Origin of the sequence: Aequorivita aurantiaca, assembly GCF_030410135.1 — a bacterium.
Lineage (GTDB): Bacteria > Bacteroidota > Bacteroidia > Flavobacteriales > Flavobacteriaceae > Aequorivita > Aequorivita aurantiaca.
On sequence record NZ_JAUGQQ010000002.1, the window covers coordinates 420,101 to 441,318 of the forward strand.

The 21,218-nt window shown below is 38.3% G+C and carries 26 protein-coding genes and 1 tRNA gene; 11 read left to right on the forward strand and 16 right to left on the reverse strand.

Features of this window, described 5'->3' with window-relative positions; genetic code table 11:
- Positions 1–3 precede the first annotated feature (3 nt).
- Together QRD02_RS05250 and QRD02_RS05255 are read right to left on the reverse strand one after the other, a co-directional pair.
- Positions 4–660 carry a DUF4290 domain-containing protein gene (locus tag QRD02_RS05250; protein WP_290253870.1) on the reverse strand — a complete coding sequence of 219 codons (657 nt, stop codon included), beginning with the start codon at positions 658–660 and terminating at the stop codon, positions 4–6.
- Positions 661–736: 76 nt separating this feature from the next.
- Positions 737–1,027, reverse strand: coding sequence for a DUF493 family protein (locus tag QRD02_RS05255; protein WP_290253871.1), 291 nt, complete (start codon positions 1,025–1,027; stop codon positions 737–739).
- Between the two features lie 78 nt (positions 1,028–1,105).
- Between QRD02_RS05255 and QRD02_RS05260 the strand changes: the two genes are divergently transcribed.
- From QRD02_RS05260 to QRD02_RS05280, 5 genes are all read left to right on the forward strand, one after another.
- Positions 1,106–1,654 carry an AAA family ATPase gene (locus tag QRD02_RS05260; protein ID WP_290253872.1) on the forward strand — a complete coding sequence of 183 codons (549 nt, stop codon included), beginning with the start codon at positions 1,106–1,108 and terminating at the stop codon, positions 1,652–1,654.
- Positions 1,651–3,549 carry a RecQ family ATP-dependent DNA helicase gene (locus tag QRD02_RS05265; protein ID WP_290253873.1) on the forward strand — a complete coding sequence of 633 codons (1,899 nt, stop codon included), beginning with the start codon at positions 1,651–1,653 and terminating at the stop codon, positions 3,547–3,549. Before QRD02_RS05260 ends, QRD02_RS05265 begins: the two co-directional genes overlap by 4 nt.
- A gap of 1 nt (position 3,550) precedes the next feature.
- A complete protein-coding gene (gene fmt / locus QRD02_RS05270) occupies positions 3,551–4,501 on the forward strand; it encodes a methionyl-tRNA formyltransferase (protein ID WP_290253874.1) in 951 nt (316 codons plus the stop codon).
- A 181-nt stretch (positions 4,502–4,682) separates the two neighbouring features.
- Positions 4,683–4,955 (forward strand): HU family DNA-binding protein, encoded by a 273-nt coding sequence (locus tag QRD02_RS05275; protein WP_290253875.1) that lies wholly within the window; start codon positions 4,683–4,685, stop codon positions 4,953–4,955.
- A gap of 207 nt (positions 4,956–5,162) precedes the next feature.
- A complete protein-coding gene (locus tag QRD02_RS05280) occupies positions 5,163–5,723 on the forward strand; it encodes a YqgE/AlgH family protein (RefSeq protein ID WP_290253876.1) in 561 nt (186 codons plus the stop codon).
- Here the strand turns inward: QRD02_RS05280 and QRD02_RS05285 are convergent.
- Entirely contained in the window at positions 5,720–6,565 is an 846-nt protein-coding gene (locus QRD02_RS05285; protein ID WP_290253877.1) for an aminotransferase class IV, read from the reverse strand. The genes QRD02_RS05280 and QRD02_RS05285 overlap by 4 nt on opposite strands.
- 55 nt (positions 6,566–6,620) lie before the next feature.
- Complete coding sequence (locus QRD02_RS05290; protein ID WP_290253878.1) at positions 6,621–7,007, reverse strand: START-like domain-containing protein; 387 nt, start codon at positions 7,005–7,007, stop codon at positions 6,621–6,623.
- A gap of 193 nt (positions 7,008–7,200) precedes the next feature.
- On the opposite strand from QRD02_RS05290, the gene QRD02_RS05295 reads away from it, so the two are divergent.
- The 3 genes from QRD02_RS05295 to QRD02_RS05305 all read left to right on the forward strand — a co-directional run bounded on the left by QRD02_RS05295 (position 7,201) and on the right by QRD02_RS05305 (position 8,271).
- Positions 7,201–7,274: transfer RNA gene (locus tag QRD02_RS05295), tRNA-Met, on the forward strand.
- Between the two features lie 251 nt (positions 7,275–7,525).
- A complete protein-coding gene (locus tag QRD02_RS05300; RefSeq protein ID WP_290253879.1) occupies positions 7,526–8,131 on the forward strand; it encodes a hypothetical protein in 606 nt (201 codons plus the stop codon).
- Positions 8,128–8,271, forward strand: coding sequence for a hypothetical protein (locus QRD02_RS05305; RefSeq protein ID WP_290253880.1), 144 nt, complete (start codon positions 8,128–8,130; stop codon positions 8,269–8,271). The genes QRD02_RS05300 and QRD02_RS05305 overlap by 4 nt, the downstream gene beginning before the upstream one ends.
- A gap of 18 nt (positions 8,272–8,289) precedes the next feature.
- On the opposite strand, the gene hisS is transcribed toward QRD02_RS05305, so the two are convergent.
- Complete coding sequence (hisS, locus tag QRD02_RS05310; protein ID WP_290253976.1) at positions 8,290–9,657, reverse strand: histidine--tRNA ligase; 1,368 nt, start codon at positions 9,655–9,657, stop codon at positions 8,290–8,292.
- A gap of 166 nt (positions 9,658–9,823) precedes the next feature.
- Between hisS and QRD02_RS05315 the strand changes: the two genes are divergently transcribed.
- Positions 9,824–11,065, forward strand: a complete 1,242-nt coding sequence (locus QRD02_RS05315; RefSeq protein WP_290253881.1) for an ABC transporter permease — start codon at positions 9,824–9,826, stop codon at positions 11,063–11,065.
- A gap of 76 nt (positions 11,066–11,141) precedes the next feature.
- On the opposite strand, the gene QRD02_RS05320 is transcribed toward QRD02_RS05315, so the two are convergent.
- From QRD02_RS05320 to rpsF, 4 genes are all read right to left on the reverse strand, one after another.
- Positions 11,142–11,615: a DUF6495 family protein gene (locus QRD02_RS05320; protein WP_290253882.1), complete on the reverse strand. Its 474-nt coding sequence runs from the start codon at positions 11,613–11,615 to the stop codon at positions 11,142–11,144.
- Positions 11,616–11,704: 89 nt separating this feature from the next.
- Positions 11,705–12,238, reverse strand: coding sequence for a 50S ribosomal protein L9 (rplI, locus tag QRD02_RS05325; protein ID WP_290253883.1), 534 nt, complete (start codon positions 12,236–12,238; stop codon positions 11,705–11,707).
- A gap of 15 nt (positions 12,239–12,253) precedes the next feature.
- Positions 12,254–12,550, reverse strand: coding sequence for a 30S ribosomal protein S18 (gene rpsR, locus QRD02_RS05330; protein ID WP_290253884.1), 297 nt, complete (start codon positions 12,548–12,550; stop codon positions 12,254–12,256).
- 2 nt (positions 12,551–12,552) lie between these two features.
- Entirely contained in the window at positions 12,553–12,891 is a 339-nt protein-coding gene (gene rpsF, locus QRD02_RS05335) for a 30S ribosomal protein S6 (protein WP_290253977.1), read from the reverse strand.
- 212 nt (positions 12,892–13,103) lie between these two features.
- Between rpsF and QRD02_RS05340 the strand changes: the two genes are divergently transcribed.
- Positions 13,104–13,817, forward strand: coding sequence for a LytR/AlgR family response regulator transcription factor (locus tag QRD02_RS05340; protein WP_290253885.1), 714 nt, complete (start codon positions 13,104–13,106; stop codon positions 13,815–13,817).
- Here QRD02_RS05340 and priA read toward each other — a convergent pair.
- From priA to nadC, 4 genes are all read right to left on the reverse strand, one after another.
- Complete coding sequence (priA, locus tag QRD02_RS05345; RefSeq protein WP_290253978.1) at positions 13,814–16,264, reverse strand: replication restart helicase PriA; 2,451 nt, start codon at positions 16,262–16,264, stop codon at positions 13,814–13,816. The genes QRD02_RS05340 and priA overlap by 4 nt on opposite strands.
- Positions 16,265–16,376: 112 nt before the next feature.
- Positions 16,377–16,805 carry a DUF2147 domain-containing protein gene (locus tag QRD02_RS05350; protein WP_290253886.1) on the reverse strand — a complete coding sequence of 143 codons (429 nt, stop codon included), beginning with the start codon at positions 16,803–16,805 and terminating at the stop codon, positions 16,377–16,379.
- 25 nt (positions 16,806–16,830) lie between these two features.
- The gene (locus QRD02_RS05355) at positions 16,831–17,745 is read right to left on the reverse strand and encodes a YihY/virulence factor BrkB family protein (protein WP_290253887.1); all 915 of its coding nucleotides are present in this window, start codon (positions 17,743–17,745) and stop codon (positions 16,831–16,833) included.
- A complete protein-coding gene (gene nadC / locus QRD02_RS05360) occupies positions 17,742–18,602 on the reverse strand; it encodes a carboxylating nicotinate-nucleotide diphosphorylase (protein ID WP_290253888.1) in 861 nt (286 codons plus the stop codon). The genes QRD02_RS05355 and nadC overlap by 4 nt, the downstream gene beginning before the upstream one ends.
- A gap of 105 nt (positions 18,603–18,707) precedes the next feature.
- Here nadC and rlmH point away from each other — a divergent pair, with 105 nt between their 5' ends.
- On the forward strand, positions 18,708–19,181 hold the full coding sequence (rlmH, locus tag QRD02_RS05365; protein WP_290253889.1) for a 23S rRNA (pseudouridine(1915)-N(3))-methyltransferase RlmH: 474 nt from the start codon (positions 18,708–18,710) through the stop codon (positions 19,179–19,181).
- A gap of 45 nt (positions 19,182–19,226) precedes the next feature.
- Here rlmH and QRD02_RS05370 read toward each other — a convergent pair whose 3' ends face one another.
- The 3 genes from QRD02_RS05370 to QRD02_RS05380 all read right to left on the reverse strand — a co-directional run bounded on the left by QRD02_RS05370 (position 19,227) and on the right by QRD02_RS05380 (position 21,122).
- Entirely contained in the window at positions 19,227–19,532 is a 306-nt protein-coding gene (locus QRD02_RS05370; RefSeq protein ID WP_290253890.1) for a DUF6122 family protein, read from the reverse strand.
- An 11-nt stretch (positions 19,533–19,543) separates the two neighbouring features.
- Positions 19,544–20,002, reverse strand: a complete 459-nt coding sequence (locus QRD02_RS05375; protein ID WP_290253891.1) for a DinB family protein — start codon at positions 20,000–20,002, stop codon at positions 19,544–19,546.
- A 307-nt stretch (positions 20,003–20,309) separates the two neighbouring features.
- Positions 20,310–21,122 (reverse strand): hypothetical protein, encoded by an 813-nt coding sequence (locus tag QRD02_RS05380; RefSeq protein ID WP_290253892.1) that lies wholly within the window; start codon positions 21,120–21,122, stop codon positions 20,310–20,312.
- Positions 21,123–21,218 lie beyond the last annotated feature (96 nt).

The following is a 21,218-nucleotide window of genomic DNA, read 5'->3' on the forward strand; positions in this document are numbered from 1 at the left end:
GTTTTAATAACGTTTGCGGTTGCGGTTGTTATTTGATTTGAAGTTTTTCTTCCCCTGTGTATTGGTGTTGAAACGTTTTTTGTTCTTCAGCAAATTGGAGGCATCGCTTAAATCCTCATCACTGTTCTTGAGATTTATTTTACCGTCCGAAAGCTCGAAAAGGTGTGAAAAAATTACATCATCTTCCACCGTATCCTTGTTCCAGTTTAAGAAGCATTTTTTCATATGGTTCGCAATGGTAAGGATAAGTCCTTCCTTTTTATCACCTTCCTCCCAGCTGTTGGCCACGTCGATCATTCGTTTAATATTGTTGCCGTAAAAACGATATTTCGGATAGTTTTGAGGGTAGTTCAGTGGTTCGGGACGCTCCATCAATTCCTCCCTGGAAGGAATGGGAAAAGGAGAGTCAACATCCAATTTAAAGTCTGAAATAATAAAAAGCTGATCCCAAAGCATTGGTTGAAAATCTGGAACATCGCGAAGGTGCGGGTTTAGATTTCCCATAACCGCAATTATGCTTTTGGCAATTTTGTTCCGTTCTTCCTTATCTTCGGTAGCGATCGCCTGTTCTACCATTTTTTGAATGTGGCGCCCATATTCGGGAATCACTAATTTTGGACGTTCTGTATTGTATTCTATTTGTGCTACTTCTTGTGTCAAAATGTATTTATTTTAGGGAAAGAAATTTGTGAGTGAAGAAAGATTTTAAATCATTTCACCCGCAAAATACTAAAAATTAAAGTGAAATAACACCATCAACTTTAGAAACTTCGAGATATTTTTTCACTACTTCATCGGGGGAATCCATAGTGACCTTAACCGAAACACTTGAATAGGTTCCCTTGGAAGAATCGCGCGTTGCAATTTCGGCATCGGTGCCGTCAAAAACAGCTCGGATTTCGGCAATCTGCTCCAGATTTGCTGGCACTATAAATTTAAAAAGATAAGGCGAAGGCCAAGTGGTGTCTTCCTCAAGTTGCTTTTTTAGGCGTGCGTAAAATTCGGTGGTGTTTTTGTCCTGATCCATTTAAATTGCTGTGTGAGCCACAAAGATACACTTTCATCACAAATTTATATTTACTTACTTTGTATAAAATTGAAACTTTTGAAAACGAAAAGAATAGTCATTACCGGAGGCCCGGGGTCCGGAAAAACAGCTTTAATCAATTATTTGGAAAAAGAGGGATATGCCGTAATGCACGAAATATCAAGGGATGTTACCCTTGAAGCACAAAGGCAGGGTATTGAACAGTTATTTTTGGAAAATCCAATTCTTTTCAGCCAAAAATTACTGGAAGGAAGACTAAGGCAATTTCACGAAGGAAAAAACTGCGCTGCTCCTATTTTATTCTATGATCGCGGAATGCCTGATGTAACGGCATATATGGATTACGTTGATTCCCATTATCCAAAAAATTTTGCGGACACATGTATTGCCCATTCCTACGATGAAATTTTCGTTCTCCCCCCATGGGAAGAGATTTACGAGCAAGACAATGAGCGGTACGAATCTTTTGAGCAGGCTGAAAAAATTTTTCAATTTCTCAAAAACGGGTATCAACGCTATGGTTATCAAATTCACGAAGTGCCGGTAGGCAGCATCCAAGACCGCGCACAATTTATAATAGCCACAATTAAGGAAATGACCACTTGACAAATGTTCGCAACATCCTGACCAAATATTGGGGTTTTTCCTCTTTCAAACCGATGCAGGAGGAAATAATAAATGCGGTTCTCGATGGAAAGGATACCGTGGCACTTTTGCCCACAGGCGGCGGAAAATCTATTTGTTTTCAGGTTCCTGCCTTGGCCATGGAAGGTATCTGTATTGTTGTTTCGCCATTGGTAGCCCTTATGGGCGATCAAGTAAACACATTGAAGGAACGGGGAATAAAGGCGTTGAAACTTACTGGCGGCATTCCATTTGAGGAGTTGAATTCCTTGCTTGACAATGCGCTTTATGGCAATTATAAATTTTTATATCTATCACCAGAGCGGCTTCAGCAGGAAATAGTTCAAAATTACATCAAGCAAATGGCCGTAAATTTAATTGCGGTTGATGAGGCACATTGCATTTCCCAATGGGGAAACGATTTTCGTCCGGCATATAAAAATATCACGTTGCTCCGGGAAATACATCCTTTAGTGCCCATTATTGCACTTACGGCAACGGCAACCCCTGAAGTTTTGGAAGATACTATTGCGGAATTGAAAATGGAACTTCCGACCGTTTTTAAAAATTCATTTGTTCGCGACAATTTATCCTATCAAGTTTATAAAGCAGATGATAAAATTTATCGGGCAACACAACTTCTCAAAAATAATAATGGTTCGGCCATAGTTTATGTGAGAAATAGAAAAAGTACGATAGAAATCAGCGAACAGCTCAACAGTCTTGGCATAACGGCCACATTTTTTCACGGCGGAATTTCCGCGAAGGAAAAGGCAGAAAAACTGCAAATGTGGCGCAGCGCAACTGTTTCAACAATGGTTGCCACAAACGCTTTTGGAATGGGCATTGACCATCCGAACGTACGCTTTGTAATTCACCTGCAAATTCCGGAAAGTCTGGAAACTTATTTTCAAGAAGCTGGCCGCGCGGGTCGTGACGGGGCTTTTGCCACTGCCGTTCTTATTTATAATGAACATGACAAAATTACTGTAAAGCAACAGTTTGTAGATTCGTTGCCCACAACTTTGGACTTAAAAAATATTTACCGAACGCTGAACAATTACTTCCAAATTCCATACGGCGAAGGCGAATTTACCAAGCATAATTTTGGGTTTTCCGAATTCTGCAAGAGCTACAATCTAAATACCCTAATGGCCTATAATGCTTTGAACAATCTGGACCGGTTGGGCATTATTCAACTGTCACAGGAATTTGGACGGAAATCCATCGTTCAGTTTTTGGTTTCTTCGGAAGCGGTGCTTCGTTATTTTGAAAAGGATGCAACCACCTCCGTTATCGGAAAAACGATTCTTCGAATTTACGGTGGTATTTTTGAAATGCCAACTGCAATTAATCTCGAACTGGTTTCAACAAAAACAGGGCAAACTTTGGAAACCATTATCACCATCCTAAAAAAAATGGAACGTGACAGGGTGATTGAGCTTATACTGCATATAACCGATGCGACCCTTACTTTTCTTGTTCCGCGGGAAGATGATAAAACCATTAATGTTATTTCGCGGGAAGTAGAAGCGTTGAATAGAAAAAAAACGGCCCAGGTAAATTCCGTGTTGAACTATATCGCTAATACCAATACATGCCGAAGCATACAATTGGTTTCTTATTTTGATGAAACCACCGCTAACAAATGCGGAATTTGCTCGGTATGTAATGCAAGGAATCCGCAAATGTCAAAGGTTGAAATGAAAAACCTTGCAGGGCAAATATTGGCATTGCTAGAAGGCAGCGATTTAAGTTCACGGGAAATTTCAGAAAGACTTACTTTTGCAGAAACAGACACTTTAAAGGTGCTCCGTCTGCTATTGGATGTGGGTAAAGTAAGGATAAATCCGAAAAATCAATATTATCTAAACTAAAATGCAAAACGATTTAAGAATAGTTTTTATGGGAACACCGGATTTTGCGGTGGGAATTTTAAAAAAGATGATCGAGGCAGGAAAGAATGTTGTGGGAGTTGTTACTGCCCCCGATAAACCCGCGGGCCGCGGCCGTAAATTAATTGGTTCGGCGGTAAAGGAATATTCTCTTTCACAAAACTTGACAATTCTTCAACCCCAAAATCTAAAGGATGAAAATTTTTTGAATGAATTGAAGAGTTTGGATGCAAATCTTCAAGTCGTGGTGGCATTTAGAATGCTGCCCAAGGTGGTGTGGCAAATGCCACAACTAGGCACCTTCAACCTTCATGCTTCCTTGCTGCCACAATATAGAGGAGCTGCACCTATAAACTGGGCAATTATTAATAATGAAGAAACAACTGGAGTCACCACCTTTTTTATTGACGAAAAAATTGATACAGGAACTATAATTGCAAATGAAAAAATTCGGATAGAAAAAAATGAAACCGCGGGAACACTACACGATAAACTAAACACATTAGGTGGTGAGCTAGTTATAAAAACGCTACAACTTATAGAAGAAGGAAAGGCGGAAGCAAAACCGCAAACGGAGAATTCAAGAATAAAAGAGGCGCCAAAACTGACCGCAGAAAACACACGAATAGATTGGACAAAGTCAGGGGCGGAAATAATAGCACTCATTCGCGGGCTTTCACCCTATCCAACAGCTTGGACAACACTCAAAAATGAAGGTGAGGCATTGAAAATAAAAATTTATAGCGCATCTTTCGAGAATAAAGACCATAGTTTGGAGCCGGGAACTATTGAAACATCAAAAAAATCTATAAAAGTAGCTTGTTCAGATGGCTACATTATTATTGATGAAATACAATTTCCGGGAAAAAGAAAAATGGATTCGCCTTCACTTTTGAATGGGTATTCATTTGATGCTGATTCTAAACTATTGTAAACCCTTGCCATTGTTGATTTTCTTAAAAAGGGCAAATTTGGCGATGGGTTTATTAACAAACAGTCGAAGTTATCAACAAAAATAGGGATTTAGTGCGTGGTTACTTGCCTGAACGGATATTCCTGTTAAATTTGTAAAGCAATTAATCGAAGTTTAACCAACAATTTAATTTAACAAAATTATGAACAAATCAGATTTAATCGATGCAATGGCAGCAGATGCCGGAATTACAAAAGCTGCCGCTAAGAAATCTTTAGAGTCATTCTTAGGCAATGTTCAAACTTCCCTTAAAAAAGGAAACAGAGTATCTCTTGTAGGCTTTGGATCTTGGTCAGTATCAAATAGAGCTGCCAGAGAAGGAAGAAATCCTCAAACTGGTAAAACCATTAAAATTGGTGCAAAAAAAGTAGTAAAGTTTAAAGCTGGATCAGAACTTCAGAGCAGCGTAAACTAATTGTAAAAATATTTTACATATTTTTTCAGAGCCTTCTTCTCCTTAAATGGAAAAGAAGGTTTTTTTTTACTTTATTGACAATTAGATATTTAAGAAACCGTAATTATTTATCGTTTTTAATCCATAAAACATAATTTATACATCGATTTGATAAATTTTTGGTAATTAAAAATTTAATACTTAGATTTATTTTACCAAAAAACCATTATGACAATCTTAAAACCAGCTAAAGGATTACTGTTGGTTGCCGAGCCATCCATCATAGGAGACGTTTCTTTCAATCGTTCCGTGGTTCTTTTGGCGGAATACAATGAATTTGGCTCGGTGGGTTTTATTCTAAACAAACCCCTTGATTACAAACTACGGGATTTCGTGCCGGAGGTTAACTCAAAACTTCCTGTTTATAATGGTGGGCCGGTTGAACAGGACAATCTTTACTTTATACATTGTATTCCCGAAATTATTCCCGACAGTATCGAAATTTCGAGCGGAATTTATTGGGGTGGAGATTTTAGCGCCATAATAGATTTACTTAAGGAAGATAAGCTAAAAAAGGAACAGATTCGGTTTTTCCTTGGCTATTCCGGTTGGGAGAGTGAACAATTGGAGCAGGAACTGGAAGTGAACAGTTGGGTTGTGGTTCCAAACGATTATAACAACTCCATAATTGGCAAAAGCAATATCAACTTTTGGAAAGAAAAAATGATCGAGTTCGGCGGTAATTACGTGTTGTGGTCTAATGCACCTGAAAATCCGAGTTTCAACTAGTCTGTTATTGCCTTTTTGTTGAGCTTCGGCAACAAGCGTTTTGCAATAGCGTTACCATATTCTTTTTTGCGATATTTTGTTATGGGAACAATGCCTTGAATTGAATTGGTAATAAACATCTCATCAGCCTTTTGAAGTTCAAAAGGAGATATTGAAACTTCCTCAAAGATTAGATCTAGTTCCAATATTACAGTTGAAATTAGCTGTTTGCGGAGGATTCCATTTAAACATCCATCAACCAATGGTGGCGTTTTTATATAATTTCCGGTAACCAAAAAAATATTGCCGTTCAATGCTTCCACCACCTGTTTGTTTTGGTTCAATAATAAACAATTGTCCAATTCATTTTCCTTCGCAAAAATACTTCCCAAAATATTGATCAATCGATTATTGGTTTTTAGGGTGGAAAGCAGCCCCGAGGCAATGTAATGATCTTTAAAAAGTTCCACCTCTAAAGGTTTTTCATTGAGAACGTAAAAATTATCTCTTATTTTTTCAAAGGAAATGGCATATTCAATATTGTTGCTTAGTGGCAAATATTTTCCTCCTGGTTTTCGCCAAACAAGTAGCTTAATGCGTAAAGGAATTTCTTTATTTTCAACGCTAGAGATTGTGCGCAATATTTCCGATTCTAAAAACTCCATGGTAAAATTCATTGGAATTACCATACGTAAAATTCGCATTGAGGCCATCAATCTAAAATAATGATCTTCCCAAAAAAATATTTTCCCTCCTGAAAATCGCAACGTTTCAAATAGTGCATCGCCAAAATTAAGGCCTCTATTATCAATTGCAGTCGCTGGAATATCATTTGTGGATAGCACTCCGTTTAAATTTACCATATAAAAAAACCGCCCCTTTTGATTGGACGGTACAAAGGTATTATATTAGAAGTTTTTAAGAGGAACCTAGGATGGATTTTAAATTGGAAATCATGTTTTCCCATAGCATCTTTCCTTCTTCAATCTCGTCCTCTTCGGCAAAATCGGTAATCATTAGGGATACGTCCTTGGTGATTTCGTCGACTTGTATGCGCAACTCAAAATAAAATTCCCGACCCTCATCCTCAACCCACCTAAACTTAATTCGTTCGGGGCTTTTTTTACTTAATAATTTGGCTCGTTCCTCACTTTGCGACCAAATAAAGGTGTAGTATTCACCTCTTGAATTTACGTTGTCCGCATACCATTCGGAAAGACCGGATGGAGTTGATATATATTGATATAAAAGTGAAGGGGAAACCTGAATGGGAAATTCCATTTCATACTTAACTTTATCTTCCATAACTTTCTGTTAGTTGTTGCCCAATATATAGATATTAAATTTAACCTCAAATGAAAGTTCGAAAATTTTTATGGCGCGAAAAACAGTTTATCCATAACAAAATAATTGCAATAAAACAGAACCTAATATTTGCGACAGATTAATTTGTTTTTATCTTTGCACCCGCTTAACTTTTCGTTCTGCAATATAATATGGCGAGGTAGCTCAGCTGGTTAGAGCGTCGGATTCATAACCCGGAGGTCGCGAGTTCAAGTCTCGCTCTCGCTACTTAAAAAAATCCCTCCTAGACGAGGGATTTTTTATTTCTTCATTACTAAAAAAATTCTTGCAAATTTGCTGATTATTATTAAATTTGTTAAAAACAAGTTAATAAATTATTGGCGTCCAGCTCAATATAGGTCATATTAAGAGTTAAATTTACCATTGAACCCTTAAAATCTATATTATGAAAAAGTATTTTTTTGCATTTTTAATGCTTTCCGCCGTAGTTACTAGCTGTACCCCAGAAAACCAAATTAGTGATGAACAACAAATCGACAAAGTTAAAATATGCCCGCCAGGAGACAGAAACTGTAACGGGATTCTTGACAATAAAGAATAGTAGCAATATAAATTTTTATATATTATTTTTAGCTATTGTCGCAGTATTATCACCTTTTCTACATGTTTTTTATTTAATAAATGAAAAAGAGGGCATATTTGGTTTTCTATATATGTCCTCTTTTATGTATTCGCTAAGCCTACCTCTAATGGCTATATGCTCTGGATTGCTTTTAAAACATGCTTCTGTTCAAATAACAGAATATCGACTATTTTTCAAATATATAGGATATTCTTTTTTGTTCGTAGGAATATTTTTCTTGATTTATACCTTCGTTCCTATTAATGATTTCTCTACAACTGTATACTTTATTGGTATTTTAATATTGGCCCTATCCTTAACAATAGCATCACATTATTTACATAAAGCAATAATCACCACAGAAGAGCGCCTAAAAAATATTATCTCAAAACTATTTGATTTTATCATAATTGAAACTCCCCGCAAGCATGTTTCCGAGGAAAAGCAGATTGAATATGTTATTTCCTATGAAAAGATTATAAACGAAATTGGGGAAGAATGAGCACCACTCTTAAAAACCTGACCAAATTACGAATTGCCGGTATGCTTTCTGAAGCGGCAAAATTGGAAGTTGAACAGAAAATAAAGGAAATATTAGAACCTGACACTTCAGAACCAAAGGATAATTTTAGTTTGGCATAAATTTCTTTTTGGGAATTGCTACCTTAACGTTTGTTCCAAATCTGAATATCCGAGGGACTTTTGCTCTCCCGTCTTCATATTTTTCACAGTGAATTCTTTCGCTTCCATTTCTTTTTCTCCTGCCAAAATTGCAAATGGAATATTTCGTTTATCGGCATAGCCCATTTGCTTTCCCATTTTGGAATCCTCGGGATATAATTCCACCGTAATTCCTGCTTGGCGAAGTTTTTTAATAGCGTTCATTGCGTATAATGCTTCCTTTTCTCCAAAATTTATGAAAAGTGCCTTGCTATTTTCTGCAACGCTTTGGGGAAAAAGATGAAGCTCATCCAAAACTAGATAGATTCGGTCCAGTCCAAAAGAAATACCTACACCGCTCATATCCTTCAAGCCAAAAATTCCCGTAAGGTCATCATAACGGCCACCTCCACCAATGCTTCCCATATTTACCTCCTCGGGTGCTGCCACTTCCAAGATAGCACCCGTGTAATAATTTAATCCACGGGCAAGGGTTACATCAATTTTCAATTCACAACTTCCCAATTCAAGACTGTTGATATTACTCTGTATAAACCTCAGTTCCTCTACCCCTTTCAAACCTATTTCGGAAGATTCTAACAAGGTTTTTAATGAATGTAATTTTTCATCGTTGCTGCCCTTTAATGAAAATAATGGTTGCAATTTCAAAAGTGCTTCTTCGGAAATTCCTTTGGCCAGCATTTCATTTTTAACACCCTCCTCTCCTATTTTATCAAGTTTGTCCAGTGCTACGGTAAAATCCGTTAGCTTGTCTTCCGCGCCAATGGTTTCGGCAATCCCGCTCAAGATTTTCCGATTGTTGATTTTTATGGTCACGCCAGGAAGAGCCAATTTTGTAAAAACGGCATCATAGAGCTGAATGAATTCTACTTCCTGCCAAAGGGAGGTAGAGCCGACCACATCGGCATCACATTGAAAAAACTCGCGAAACCGCCCCTTTTGGGGACGGTCCGCCCGCCAAACGGGTTGGATTTGGTAGCGTTTAAATGGAAATGTAATATCGTTTTGGTGCTGCACAACGTAACGCGCAAAGGGAACGGTGAGATCGTATCTTAAAGCTTTTTCTGAAATTAACGAAGTGACTTTGCCGCTATTTTTTTGAGAATAAATAGCATCATCCACTTTGGAAAGGAAATCGCCACTATTTAAAATCTTGAAGATCAATCTATCGCCTTCTTCGCCATATTTCCCCATTAATGTTTCACTGTTTTCAAAAGAGGGTGTTTCTATCGGCTGGAATCCATATAGCGAGAATGCTTCTTTTATAACATTGAAAATATAATTGCGCCGAGAAACTTCTTCTGGGTTAAAATCGCGGGTACCTTTGGGTATGGATGGTTTCAAAATGGATTATTGGATTATTGGATTATTGGATTATTGGATTATTGCATTATTAGATATTTTTCTATTCATAAGTCAAAACTGAGAACTCGAAAAACGAGAAAGCAAATATCTTAAATAATAGTAACTTTATGCAACTTTTAAAGTCTAACGAGAAATACTAATTTATAATATGTTTTCACTTTTCTGGGAAAATGTCCGGATTGCACTGGATTCCATCAAAAGTCAATTGTTGCGTACCATACTTACCATTGTTATTATTGGCATTGGCATTTGGGCGCTGGTTGGTATTTTGAGTGCCGTGAAAGCACTCGAAACAACTATTTCCGGAAATTTTGCTTCCATGGGGGCCAATACTTTTAATCTTCAACAATATGAATTTACCGTCCAGTCGAACAGAAGTGGCGAACGGGAAAAAATAAATCCTATAATAAGTTATGACAATGTGCGGGAATTCTTGGATAAATATGAATTTCCCTCCACCAAGACCTCATTATCCTTTCAAGGTACCGCGGTTGCCGAAGTAAAATATGGTTCAGAAAAAACGGACCCCGAAGTTCAGGTTTACGGTGTAAACGAAAATTATCTTGAAAACACTGGCAGCGAAATTGAAAAAGGCAGAAATTTCACAATATTCGATATCCAAAACAACAATAAAGTCTGCCTTTTAGGTTCTGATTTTGAAAAAAACCTTTTTAAAAATGAGGATCCCATTAATAAAACCATCAGCATTCGCGGAGTGAAATTTAAGGTTATCGGCATTCTGGAATCCAAAGGATCCACTTTTGGAAACAATCAGGATTTGAAGGTTTTAATACCCGTACAAGTTGCCCGGGGCATATATACGCAGCCCAACATAAATTATAATATTAGTGTGAAGGTGGACGATAAACAACTAATGGAAGCTGCCCAGGATGAAGCAATCATTACCTTTCGAAACATTCGCAGATTAAATCCCGTGGAGCAGAATAACTTCGGAATCGAGCGCAGTGAAGATCTTATAAACCGAATTGCTTCCATTACCCAATATTTGGAAATAGCTGCGTGGATTATAAGCATTATTACTATTCTTGGTTCTTCAATTGCGTTGATGAATATTATGCTGGTTTCAGTGAGCGAACGTACCCGTGAAATAGGTGTTCGGAAAGCTTTGGGCGCAAAACGTTCCACAATTTCCACTCAATTTTTTATGGAAACTATCGTAATTGGCCAGTTTGGAAGCTTTTTGGGAATTATTCTTGGGGTATTGACAGGATTTGCTTTTGCAAAAATATTTGAATTCGATTTCACCCTTCCCTGGGCAGCAATAATTTGGGCAACCATTATAACCTTTATTGTTGCGGTTATTGCAGGTTCCTATCCTGCTTCAAAGGCAGCAGGCTTGGATCCCATTGAAAGTTTGCGATATGAATGAGGATTACTTCAAATAAAAATCATTAAAAGCTATGATTATTAAGAGCTTCTATAAATTAATTATTCAGATTTCAAATTTATTCCTTAAGTAGGTTACTAAAATAATTGTACAAATCACCCTTAGTTATAACGGAACCCTGCTGAATCAAGACAAATATGTCCTTGTTCCGGTCATCTTTTATTGCCTTGGTTGATGTATAAAGAGTTACAACATCATCATGCAAATTTTGTTGAAGCCATTTATATCCATAATCAGTAGTTATATCAATATTTACATCTTCCACTTTTATTGCAATAAGTTCCATAAATGCCTCAGTAATATGAAAAAGCATTAAATGATTCGGCGAAATGTGTTCCAAATATTTCACTTTGCCCAACACACCTTCCCAAATTAAGTCACTGAAAACATCCAATTCCTGTTCAACAATCTGTGGTTCTTCAACCTTCAAAAGTTGCCATTCATCCGCTGTGATTGACTGTGTGGCAAGAAAATTTATAAATTCTTGGTTTAGTTCTTCAAATTGTTCCTTTGTTAGCCTTGCATATTTCATGTCGTACTTTTTACGTAAAAGGTGAAAATTGGGAAAATAAAAAACCTTTCCGTATTCTGGAAAGGTTTATTGTAAATAGAGAAATATTCTTAGTTATCTTCACCGCTTTCGTCTTGCTTTGCTTCTGGCTGTACCTCTGGTTTCGCTTCAGTCTTTGGTTTTTTAACCTCTGGCTTAGGTTCGGCAACTACATCAAAAGTAAATGTGCTCACAACATCTCTGTGGAAACGAATTGAAGCTTCATATTGACCGGTACGCTTTACGGCGCCACCTGCAACGGAGATGTACTTCTTTTCAACGGAAACACCTGCTTTTTCAAGGGCTTCAGCCAGATCTGTATTGGTTACAGAACCGAAAAGTTTATCACCTTCGCCAGTTTTGGCCGTGATTTTAATTTCAAGTCCATTCAGTTTTTCAGCTTGCTTTTTAGCTTCGTCAACAACTTTCTTCTCTTTAAATGAACGTTGTTTCAAAGTTTCAGCCAAAATTTTCTTGGCTGAAGGGGTTGCAAGCACCGCGTGCCCTTGAGGAATTAAAAAGTTTCTTCCGTAACCGTTCTTCACGCTTACAAGATCATCTGCAAATCCCAGATTTTCTACGTCTTTCTTTAATATAAGTTCCATATTGTTCTCTGGTTTTTATTTTAATAAATCGGCTACATAAGGCATAAGTGCCAAATGGCGAGCTCTTTTAACGGCAACTGCCACTTTTCGTTGATACTTCAGTGATGTTCCTGTTAGTCTTCTTGGAAGAATTTTACCTTGCTCGTTCACAAATTTCAATAAGAAATCTGGGTCTTTATAATCAACATATTTAATACCCGACCTTTTGAACATGCAATATTTCTTGGTCTTATTGGTATCTATGTTAAGCGGAGTAAGATATCTGATCTCCCCGTCTTTTTTTCCTTTTGCTTGCTGTTGTAATGTGGCCATAATTATGCTGATTTTTTATCGCGATTTCTTCTTTTTTCTGCCCAAGCAATTGCGTGCTTGTCGAGGCTCACTGAAAGGTAACGCATAAAACGCTCGTCCCTTTTGAATTCAGTTTCTAATTCGTGTACTACATCACCCTCTACGGTGTACTCAAAAAGATGATAAAAACCACTTTTTTTGTTTTGAATTGGGTAAGCCAGTTTTTTCAAGCCCCAATTTTCTTTGGATATCATCTTAGCACCTTTAGAAACAAGAAGATCTTCGTATTTCTTTACTGTTTCCTTTATCTGATCTTCAGATAAAACGGGATTTAAGATGAAAACAGTTTCGTAATGATTCATAAAAAATCGTTTAAAATTAATGATTAATTCCTTGGCCTTCTGCCAAAGAGGGTGCAAAAATACTATTTTATTTAATATATTCAAACCAAATTTTAAAGTGTCTTTAATTTTTTTGAATACAGATAAAAGGTTTATTTTTTTCGACTAAAACCAAAAAAAGTTGTATTTCATCGATTATTTGCATACTATTGTCTTACGCAAATCCTACTATTGTGGAAAAAACAATTTTGAAATGTGCAATCGTGGATGATTCCACACTGCAAAGGCTTTCAATAGTAAAGCTTATCCAAATGCACCCATCCCTCAAACTTGTGGGTGAATATAAAAATGCTGTAGAAGCAAAAATGGGACTGATTTCCACCGAAATCGACCTTATTTTTTTGGACATAGAAATGCCCATTCTTTCCGGGTTTGACCTCTTGGACGATATCCAGAAAAAACCTCAGGTAATTTTTGTAACGGGCAAAACCAAATATGCTTTTAAGGCGTTTGATTATGACGCAGTGGACTATCTGCGAAAACCTATTGCTAAAGATCGATTTCTAAATGCCGTACATAAGGCCATCAACAATTATAAGCTAAAAAATGAAGAAGGCTTTGACGACGAAGATTTTATTTTCGTGAAAAGCAACCTGAAAAAAAGGAAAGTCTTTCTAAATGAACTTCGCTATATTGAGGCTTTGGGCGATTATGTGAAATTAGTTACTGAGTTTGATTCCCTTGTAGTTCTTTCTACTATGAAGGCGTTTCAGTCCTTGTTGCCGAGTGATCGTTTTTTACGGATACACAAGTCATACATTGTCAATCTGGACAAAGTGCAACGTTACAATAGCAAAACCATTGAGTTGGAGAAGGATAAACTACCCTTAAGCCGAAATAGAAAATCAGACTTGGTAGAAGCATTGGCTGCGACACACAACGTTTAATAATTATCCACATCTATATTGATGCGGACGCTTGAAAATTCTTTCACGGAATTAAAACTTCGCTGCACGTTTTCTATATATTTTTTGGTCTTTTCCAATGATTGGCTCTTAGGGATCTTTACAAGAAGGTTCATAATAAATTTATTCTTTATCCTTCCAATTGGCGGCGGTTCCGGCCCTAATATATTTTCCTTGAATTGAATTTCTAAAGCCTGTCCAAACCAGATGGAAGCATTCTGTACTCGCGCCAAATTTTTATCCTTAAAAACAATTTTTATTGTTCTGAAAAACGGCGGATACTTATAATTATATCGTTCCTCCAGTTGCTCTTTATACATCGCATTGTAATCATTCACGCTTACCTGCTTCAGGATTTGGTGGTATGGATTGTAAGTTTGTATCAAAACCTTACCGCGTTTTTGGGTGCGCCCTGCCCTACCGGAAACTTGCTGAAGCAATTGAAAACTACGTTCGTGCGCCCTGAAATCCGGAAAATTCAAAAGATTGTCCGCATTCATCACACCCACCAAACTTATATTTCTAAAATCCAAACCCTTCGCAAGCATTTGGGTACCAACCAAAATATTGATTTCTTCATTTTCAAGAGCTTCAATCAATTTTGCATAGGAATGTTTGCCTTTGGTGGTATCTTGATCCATTCGGGCCACTTTATAATCGGGAAATAGTGTTTTCAACTCCGTTTCAATTTGTTCGGTGCCAAAGCCTTTGGTGTCCAAAGTTTCGCTACCGCAGGCAATGCAACTCTGCATCATTGCCATATGATAGCCGCAGTAATGGCATCGTAATTGGTTTTTGTGCTGGTGATAAGTCAAGCTAACATCACAGTTGGGGCATTGTGGTGAAATGCCACATGTGGTACATTCCACAACTGGCGAAAAGCCTCTTCTATTTTGAAAGAGGATTACCTGCTCGCCATTTTTTAAAACCTCGCGCATTTCCTCCAAAAGCCTATCGCTGAAATGGCCCGTCATCTGTTTTTTTCGCGTTTTCTCTTTAATATCCACCAATTCAATATCCGGCATCATCACATTTCCGAAACGTTTCATCAACGTAACCAATCCGAACTTTCCCGATTTGGCGTTGTGGTAACTCTCCAGGGAAGGCGTGGCGCTTCCCATCAAAAGTTTGGCTTTATGCAAGTTAGCGAGTACAATGGCACTGTCACGGGCGTTGTAACGTGGTGCGGGACTGTACTGTTTGAACGAAGGTTCGTGCTCTTCATCAATTATTATAAAACCTAGGTTTCGAAACGGAAGAAATAATGATGACCGAGCTCCAATAACCACTTGTGCCTTAGCTTTATTGTTCAAAACATTTTTCCATACCTCCACTCTTTCATTTACGGAAAATCTGGAATGATAGACGGAAATTTTTTCTCCAAAATATTTTTGCAACCTATTTATAAGCTGAGTGGTTAGTGCAATTTCGGGAAGCATATAAAGTACCTGTTTTCCGGACGCTATCATCTTTTCAATGAGCCGGACATATATTTCAGTTTTTCCGCTGGACGTAACGCCGTGCAGCAGCACCACGTCATTGGTTTGAAATGATGCTTCTATTTCACTAAGCGCTGTGGCCTGTGCTTGGTTTAGGCTTTTAACTTCTATTGAGGTTTCTCCGGAAAATTCAACACGATCGTGCTGAATAAAATATTCCTCCAGAATGCCTTTATCTGTCAACGATTTTATTACGGAAGCCGTGACCTTACTTTTCTTTTGAAGCGATGCCGAACTGATTGGCTTGCGGGTCTGGCTATTAAGCATAAAAAGATGCATCAGAACATCTCGTTGTTTGGGAGCCCGAGTTAATGTATCCAACAATTCGCGAAGGCTTTCCTCTGAAGTGAATTGTGGCGCAAGTTTTATATACCGTTTCAGCTTTGGCGTGTATTGCTCATATACGGTTTCCTCAATTTCTATAATATTTTTGTCCAATAATTTTTGGATAACCGATACGATATTTTTTCGATCCAAGATGGAGCGGGCATCATTGATATGTAGGGAAGATTGATGCTGTAGCGCTTCAAATAAAACAAATTCGTCATCGCTTAAAGTTGCCTCTTCCATATTGTTCCGGGCGGTAAGTTTGATGATGGTTTCGCTCTCAAGCAAAAAGGCGCTGGGAAGGGCAGCTTTGATCACCTCACCCAAAGAGCACATATAATATGCTGCCATCCACTCCCAATGTTTCAGTTGAAGTGGGGTGATGACTGGCTCTTCATCTAAAATATGGTCAATGGATTTTGTTTCATAACCCATTGGCTGCTGTGCGTGCACCTGAAAAACAATTCCTGTGTACACTTTAGCTTTTCCAAAGGGTACGGCCACACGCATGCCGGGCTTTAAAAATGCGGCCTCATCATTATTCACGCTGTAGGTAAAACTCTGTTTCAACGGAATGGGCAGAATGACGTCTAGAAAGTACACAGTATGGGTTAAGGGTTGTGCGTTTGGTTTCAATTTTTTGTTTGTGCAGCGTTTCTTTCAATAAAAAAAGCCACCCAAATTGGTGGCCTAAAGATAATATTTTAAAAGATTTCTACTTAACGCGCTGCCATGTTTGTGTTCTTCCCAATAAAGAAAAGCCAATATATCCCCGGACGTTCAGCTTGTTGGGGCCATCAAGTTCTATATAGCATTTGTACACCTTTCCATTGTTAGGATCGGTAATGGTGCCATCGTTATATTCTTCACCATCCTTTTGGAGACCTTTGATAATAACAAGGCCCAAAATGGGTTTGTTTTTGTCGCTGCCGCTGCATTCAACACAGGTTAAATCACGTTTTTTGGGATCGAGAATTTCTACCACTTTTCCGTAGACTTTCCCATCTTGTTTGTAGATTTCAACAATGGATTTTGCTTCGCCTGTTTCGTCGTCAATGGTTTTCCATTTTCCCGTAACATCCTGTGCCACGGCGGCCATAACAGTAAGAATTGTAAGGGATAGAGTCAATAACATTTTTTTCATAGTTTCAAAAAATTTAGCATTAGGTTTACATTTTATCTTTTAATCTTCTTATTGAAATGTTCAGTTCAAAACCGAGCAGAAGTAGGTTCGCGTTTATCCAAATATATAACATCAGAATTAAAAGTGCGCCGATGGAGCCATACAACTCGTTATAATTCGAAAAATTATTTATATACACCCCGAAAAAATAAGTAGTAAGCAAAAACAAGATAGTGGTTGTTACCGCCCCAGTTGAAAAAAAACTGGAAGTTCGTCCTTCTTTGGTGCCGAAATAATAAAGTGTGGCAATTACCACATAAATCATAACTACAAATACGAGAAATTGAAAGAACTGTATCCAGGAAACGTCATTATCAATATATGCTCTGGACTGCAGGTCGTTTATTATGTATTCGCCATATAAAATGACCCCCACCGAGGTTAACAACAACAGTGCCACGAAAATTGAAACGGCCAGCGCCACAAAATACTGCCGAAAAAAACTTCTGTTTATGGTGACGTGGAATGAAAACTCAAATGCGCTGAAAATTGCGTTCACGCCATTGGCCGATAAAAATATGGATAGAAAAAACACAAATGATAGCAGTCCGGAACGTGGATTCACTGCAATGTCTGCAATAATGGGATAAAAAAACTGCGTGGTTTGTGCGGGCAATAACGCTTCAATAAAAATCAGAAATCTTGTTTGGAACCCTTCCACCGGAATGTAGGGAATCAAGTTCAATAGAAATAATAAAAATGGAAACAATGCCAGAAAAAAACTATAAGCAATGGAACTAGCGCGAGGCGAAAAGGATCCCTTTAAAATTCCCGTTCCATAAATATCCAGCAAATGGTAAAGGGAAAATGCGCCCAGCCCAGGAAGTTTGATCTTTTTACTGAGCCGCACCAAATTACGAATAACCGGAAAATTGATTTCCTTTTCCTCCTTTTCGTTCATTTAACGGCTTTTAGGCTTAAGTCCATATTGTGAACGGAATGCGTCAGTGCGCCACTTGAAATATAATCCACACCGCAGGCTGCATATTTGCTTGCGGTTTCTAATGTAATGCCTCCGCTTGATTCCGTGAGACATTTTCCATTTATGAGTTTTACGGCTTCCGCAGTGTCCTGATAGTTGAAATTGTCTATCAAAATTCGGTACACGCCTTCCGTCTGTAATATTTCTTCAATTTCCTGCAGGTTTCGGGCTTCAACAATTATTTTCAGATCGAGGTGATTATTTTTTAAATAGCGTTTCGTTTTTTCTATAGCCTTAGTTATTCCACCACAGAAATCTATGTGGTTGTCCTTTAGCATTATCATATCGTAGAGTGCAAAGCGATGGTTTTCGCCGCCTCCAATTTTTACGGCCCATTTTTCCAACGCGCGGATTCCCGGAGTGGTCTTTCGGGTGTCGAGGATTTTGGTATTTGTGCCCTCAAGCAGTTTTACGTATTCATTGGTCTTGGTGGCGATTGCGCTCATGCGCTGCATCGCGTTCAAAACGAGCCGTTCCGATTTTAGAATAGATTGGGAAAGGCCTGACACATAAAAACATACATCGCCGTATTTCACCGGGCTTCCATCTTCTATTTTTATTTCTAGTTCCAATCCCGGATCCACAAATTCAAATACCTGCCTTGCGAAATCTACTCCCGCGATTATGCCTTCGTCCTTTACCAACAATTTTGCGGAACCCAATGCATCCTCCGAAATGCAGGCCAGGGAACTGTGGTCGCCCTCCCCCACATCTTCACGGATTGCGTTGGCAATGATGATATCTATTTCTTTGTTGAATTGTTTCTCTGAAATCATAGCAACCAAATTTCAGCTAAAATACTTTAAAAAGTTTGAAGCACGAAGACAGAAGACGGAAGTGGAACATTTTATCTTTGTATTTTTAATGCTGAAAAAGTAGAAATGAAAATAACACTGCTCACCATTGGCAAGACCGATAACACCGAACTGCAAAGCTTGATGGACGATTATACGAAGCGGTTGGGGTATTATATTTCCTTTGAAATGGAAGTTATTCCCGATGTGAAGAATGCAAAAAACCTATCGGAAGCACTTCAAAAACAAGCCGAAGGTGAAGAAATATTAAAGCGAACCACAATGGCCGATGTTTTAGTATTGCTAGATGAAAAGGGAAAGACTTTTACTTCAGAAGGATTTTCGCAGTTCCTTCAGAAGAAGATGAATAGCGGGCTAAAGAACCTCATCTTCGTGATTGGTGGGCCTTATGGGTTTAGTGACGCCGTTTATTCGCGGGCAAATGGGAAGGTTTCGCTTTCATCAATGACCTTTTCGCATCAAATGGTTCGGTTGTTTTTTATTGAGCAACTTTATCGGGGGTTTACTATTCTTCGGAATGAACCATACCATCATCGATAGTTAGATTATTGGATTGTTGGATTGTGGGATTTTTAGATGGCGAATTTACCATTGACAATCTATGTAATCTGTTAGCATGTGGAATAGTAGGCCTACGGCAATTATTCGCGTTTTTCTGAAAAATAGCATTACTATGTAAACCGCCATTGCCCAATAGGTGTGCAGCGGGTGGAAGTTTATGCTACAACGGCCGGGATCAAAGATTGGGGTAGCGAGAAGATGGTCCACATCTACCAGCATTGTGGCTAGCATAATTAACCACGCCTTTTTCCATTCCCTTCTAAAGAAAATATAGGCTATTAGGCCCGGAACCAGTAGGTGAAGCGTGTAATGTACCAGCGTTTGGAGCATTGGGAAATGTTTTAAACCATCTTCGCCAGTAGCACAATCTGCCCTAAGTGATAGGCGTCATGCTGGATAATGCCATGAATATGCTGATAGTAGGTTAATTTATTGACCGAATATTCCTTAACAAAATCTGCTTCATTAAAAGTATTTAGGAAATAGAGCCATTCCTTTTGGGTGGTTTCCAAGGCTTCGAGGGTTTGTTGCCAAGCCTCCTTTGAGTCGTCTTCTATCCTTTTTATGTAATTGTTTGAAGGGGTTTGGAGCACCTCGCCTTGTACTCTTTTTAGTACGTTTTGGCGCCAGGCGATTAGGTGGTTTACTATTTCCCAAATGGTGTTGCCGTCGCTAATGGGGCGTTGATTGGCCTGTGTGGCGGTGATTCGGCTGAGGGTGTCTTGCAAGGTTACGTCCAGCCAAGGGTGGCCGTGATACAGGTCTGTGAAGAGCGTTTGAATTCTTTCTGTTTCGTTCATTGGGTTGGTTATTTTTTTATAAAGATAGGAAGATTTGAATTAGTTCTGTTTGCATTATAGCCTTCGGAAAAGTTGGATTTATGGTGCGCTTTTTAGAAAGCAGGATATTTGTAAGAAGTGCTTTTTTAGTTTTTGTTAAATTTTAATGGAAGCACCCGAGGACATCGGGGACATATCGGGGGGAAATACGGGGGAAATAGGAAGGATATATGTAGGAAAATGTGAGAACTACGAAATTATTAGAAGTTTATTTGGCTTTGAAAAACTGTATGGGCACACATTGCAAAGATGCGTCTGCGGGGAATTCCTAAATTTTTGTCAATTCATAACCACAACTTGAACAATACTTAGTGCTACCTCCATTTTCAGCGCAACAATTTTTACAAATTGCGTTGGACATTTTTCCCTGGGGTGGTTGTTCAGCTTGAGGAGGCGTTTTCTTTTTTCTGTTTTTTCTGGCCAGATAACGAATCAACAACACAATACCAAGTATAAACCCTAGCAGAATGGCATAGAAAACAATTTGACCAAGAAGAAGTCCAGTTTTGTAACCCGCGTCATAAATAGCACTGTTATGATTTTCATTTGTTGAAGTTTGGGCAATTTGATTTGAGGTAATGGTAAATGAATTGAAAAACGTCGCCTTCCTTTCGTTACTTAAAGTCGTCGCATCGGTTAAAGGCCAAAAATCAATGTTAATTATGTTTTGATTTAAATAAATTACCCGTTTAAATCTTTGGCTCGGTAATTCTGGGCTAGATTGGGCAAGATATTCCAATTCTACAGCGAGAAATTCTTGAATAGCAATTTCATTTAATGAGACAAGTTCCGCATTCGCGGATTCTAAAGCTCCCCTGACCACACCTTGGTATATCGTGGGAATATCTTTTTGGGTTATTTGGGAAGTTTGTTGGTCCGTTAATTTTCGAATGCTCACCAAATAGAACGCAACTTCATCTCTTGCATTATAGACCGTTTCCTGCCCGGTTTCAATTAGCTCGCTTGCCACGGGAAAATCTATACTTGCGAAATCGGTTATATCTGTTTTAACCCACTCCTGGGCATAACTTGTATTGGCTATTAAAAATAATAGGATAAGTAGTTTGTATGTGGAGTTCATGAAGTTATGGTTGGATATTAATGTTTTAAATATTTACGGATTAAAGTTTCGATCAATTTATGAGTTGGAGGCACGAGCGGGACGCTCGCGCTAGCG

Excerpts from the sequence above, each read along its gene's own strand:
- QRD02_RS05290 (WP_290253878.1), bottom strand. The coding sequence starts at position 7,007 with ATGGAAGATAAAGTTAAGTATGAAATGGAATTTCCCATTCAGGTTTCC.
- fmt (WP_290253874.1), top strand. The coding sequence starts at position 3,551 with ATGCAAAACGATTTAAGAATAGTTTTTATGGGAACACCGGATTTTGCG.
- rplI (WP_290253883.1), bottom strand. The coding sequence starts at position 12,238 with ATGGAACTTATATTAAAGAAAGACGTAGAAAATCTGGGATTTGCAGAT.
- rpsR (WP_290253884.1), bottom strand. The coding sequence starts at position 12,550 with ATGGCCACATTACAACAGCAAGCAAAAGGAAAAAAAGACGGGGAGATC.
- QRD02_RS05275 (WP_290253875.1), top strand. The coding sequence starts at position 4,683 with ATGAACAAATCAGATTTAATCGATGCAATGGCAGCAGATGCCGGAATT.
- QRD02_RS05320 (WP_290253882.1), bottom strand. The coding sequence starts at position 11,615 with ATGAAATATGCAAGGCTAACAAAGGAACAATTTGAAGAACTAAACCAA.
- QRD02_RS05315 (WP_290253881.1), top strand. The coding sequence starts at position 9,824 with ATGTTTTCACTTTTCTGGGAAAATGTCCGGATTGCACTGGATTCCATC.
- QRD02_RS05280 (WP_290253876.1), top strand. The coding sequence starts at position 5,163 with ATGACAATCTTAAAACCAGCTAAAGGATTACTGTTGGTTGCCGAGCCA.
- QRD02_RS05355 (WP_290253887.1), bottom strand. The coding sequence starts at position 17,745 with ATGAACGAAAAGGAGGAAAAGGAAATCAATTTTCCGGTTATTCGTAAT.
- QRD02_RS05370 (WP_290253890.1), bottom strand. The coding sequence starts at position 19,532 with ATGCTCCAAACGCTGGTACATTACACGCTTCACCTACTGGTTCCGGGC.
- QRD02_RS05305 (WP_290253880.1), top strand. The coding sequence starts at position 8,128 with ATGAGCACCACTCTTAAAAACCTGACCAAATTACGAATTGCCGGTATG.
- nadC (WP_290253888.1), bottom strand. The coding sequence starts at position 18,602 with ATGATTTCAGAGAAACAATTCAACAAAGAAATAGATATCATCATTGCC.
- rpsF (WP_290253977.1), bottom strand. The coding sequence starts at position 12,891 with ATGAATCATTACGAAACTGTTTTCATCTTAAATCCCGTTTTATCTGAA.
- QRD02_RS05285 (WP_290253877.1), bottom strand. The coding sequence starts at position 6,565 with ATGGTAAATTTAAACGGAGTGCTATCCACAAATGATATTCCAGCGACT.
- QRD02_RS05375 (WP_290253891.1), bottom strand. The coding sequence starts at position 20,002 with ATGAACGAAACAGAAAGAATTCAAACGCTCTTCACAGACCTGTATCAC.
- QRD02_RS05380 (WP_290253892.1), bottom strand. The coding sequence starts at position 21,122 with ATGAACTCCACATACAAACTACTTATCCTATTATTTTTAATAGCCAAT.
- QRD02_RS05350 (WP_290253886.1), bottom strand. The coding sequence starts at position 16,805 with ATGAAAAAAATGTTATTGACTCTATCCCTTACAATTCTTACTGTTATG.
- rlmH (WP_290253889.1), top strand. The coding sequence starts at position 18,708 with ATGAAAATAACACTGCTCACCATTGGCAAGACCGATAACACCGAACTG.
- QRD02_RS05255 (WP_290253871.1), bottom strand. The coding sequence starts at position 1,027 with ATGGATCAGGACAAAAACACCACCGAATTTTACGCACGCCTAAAAAAG.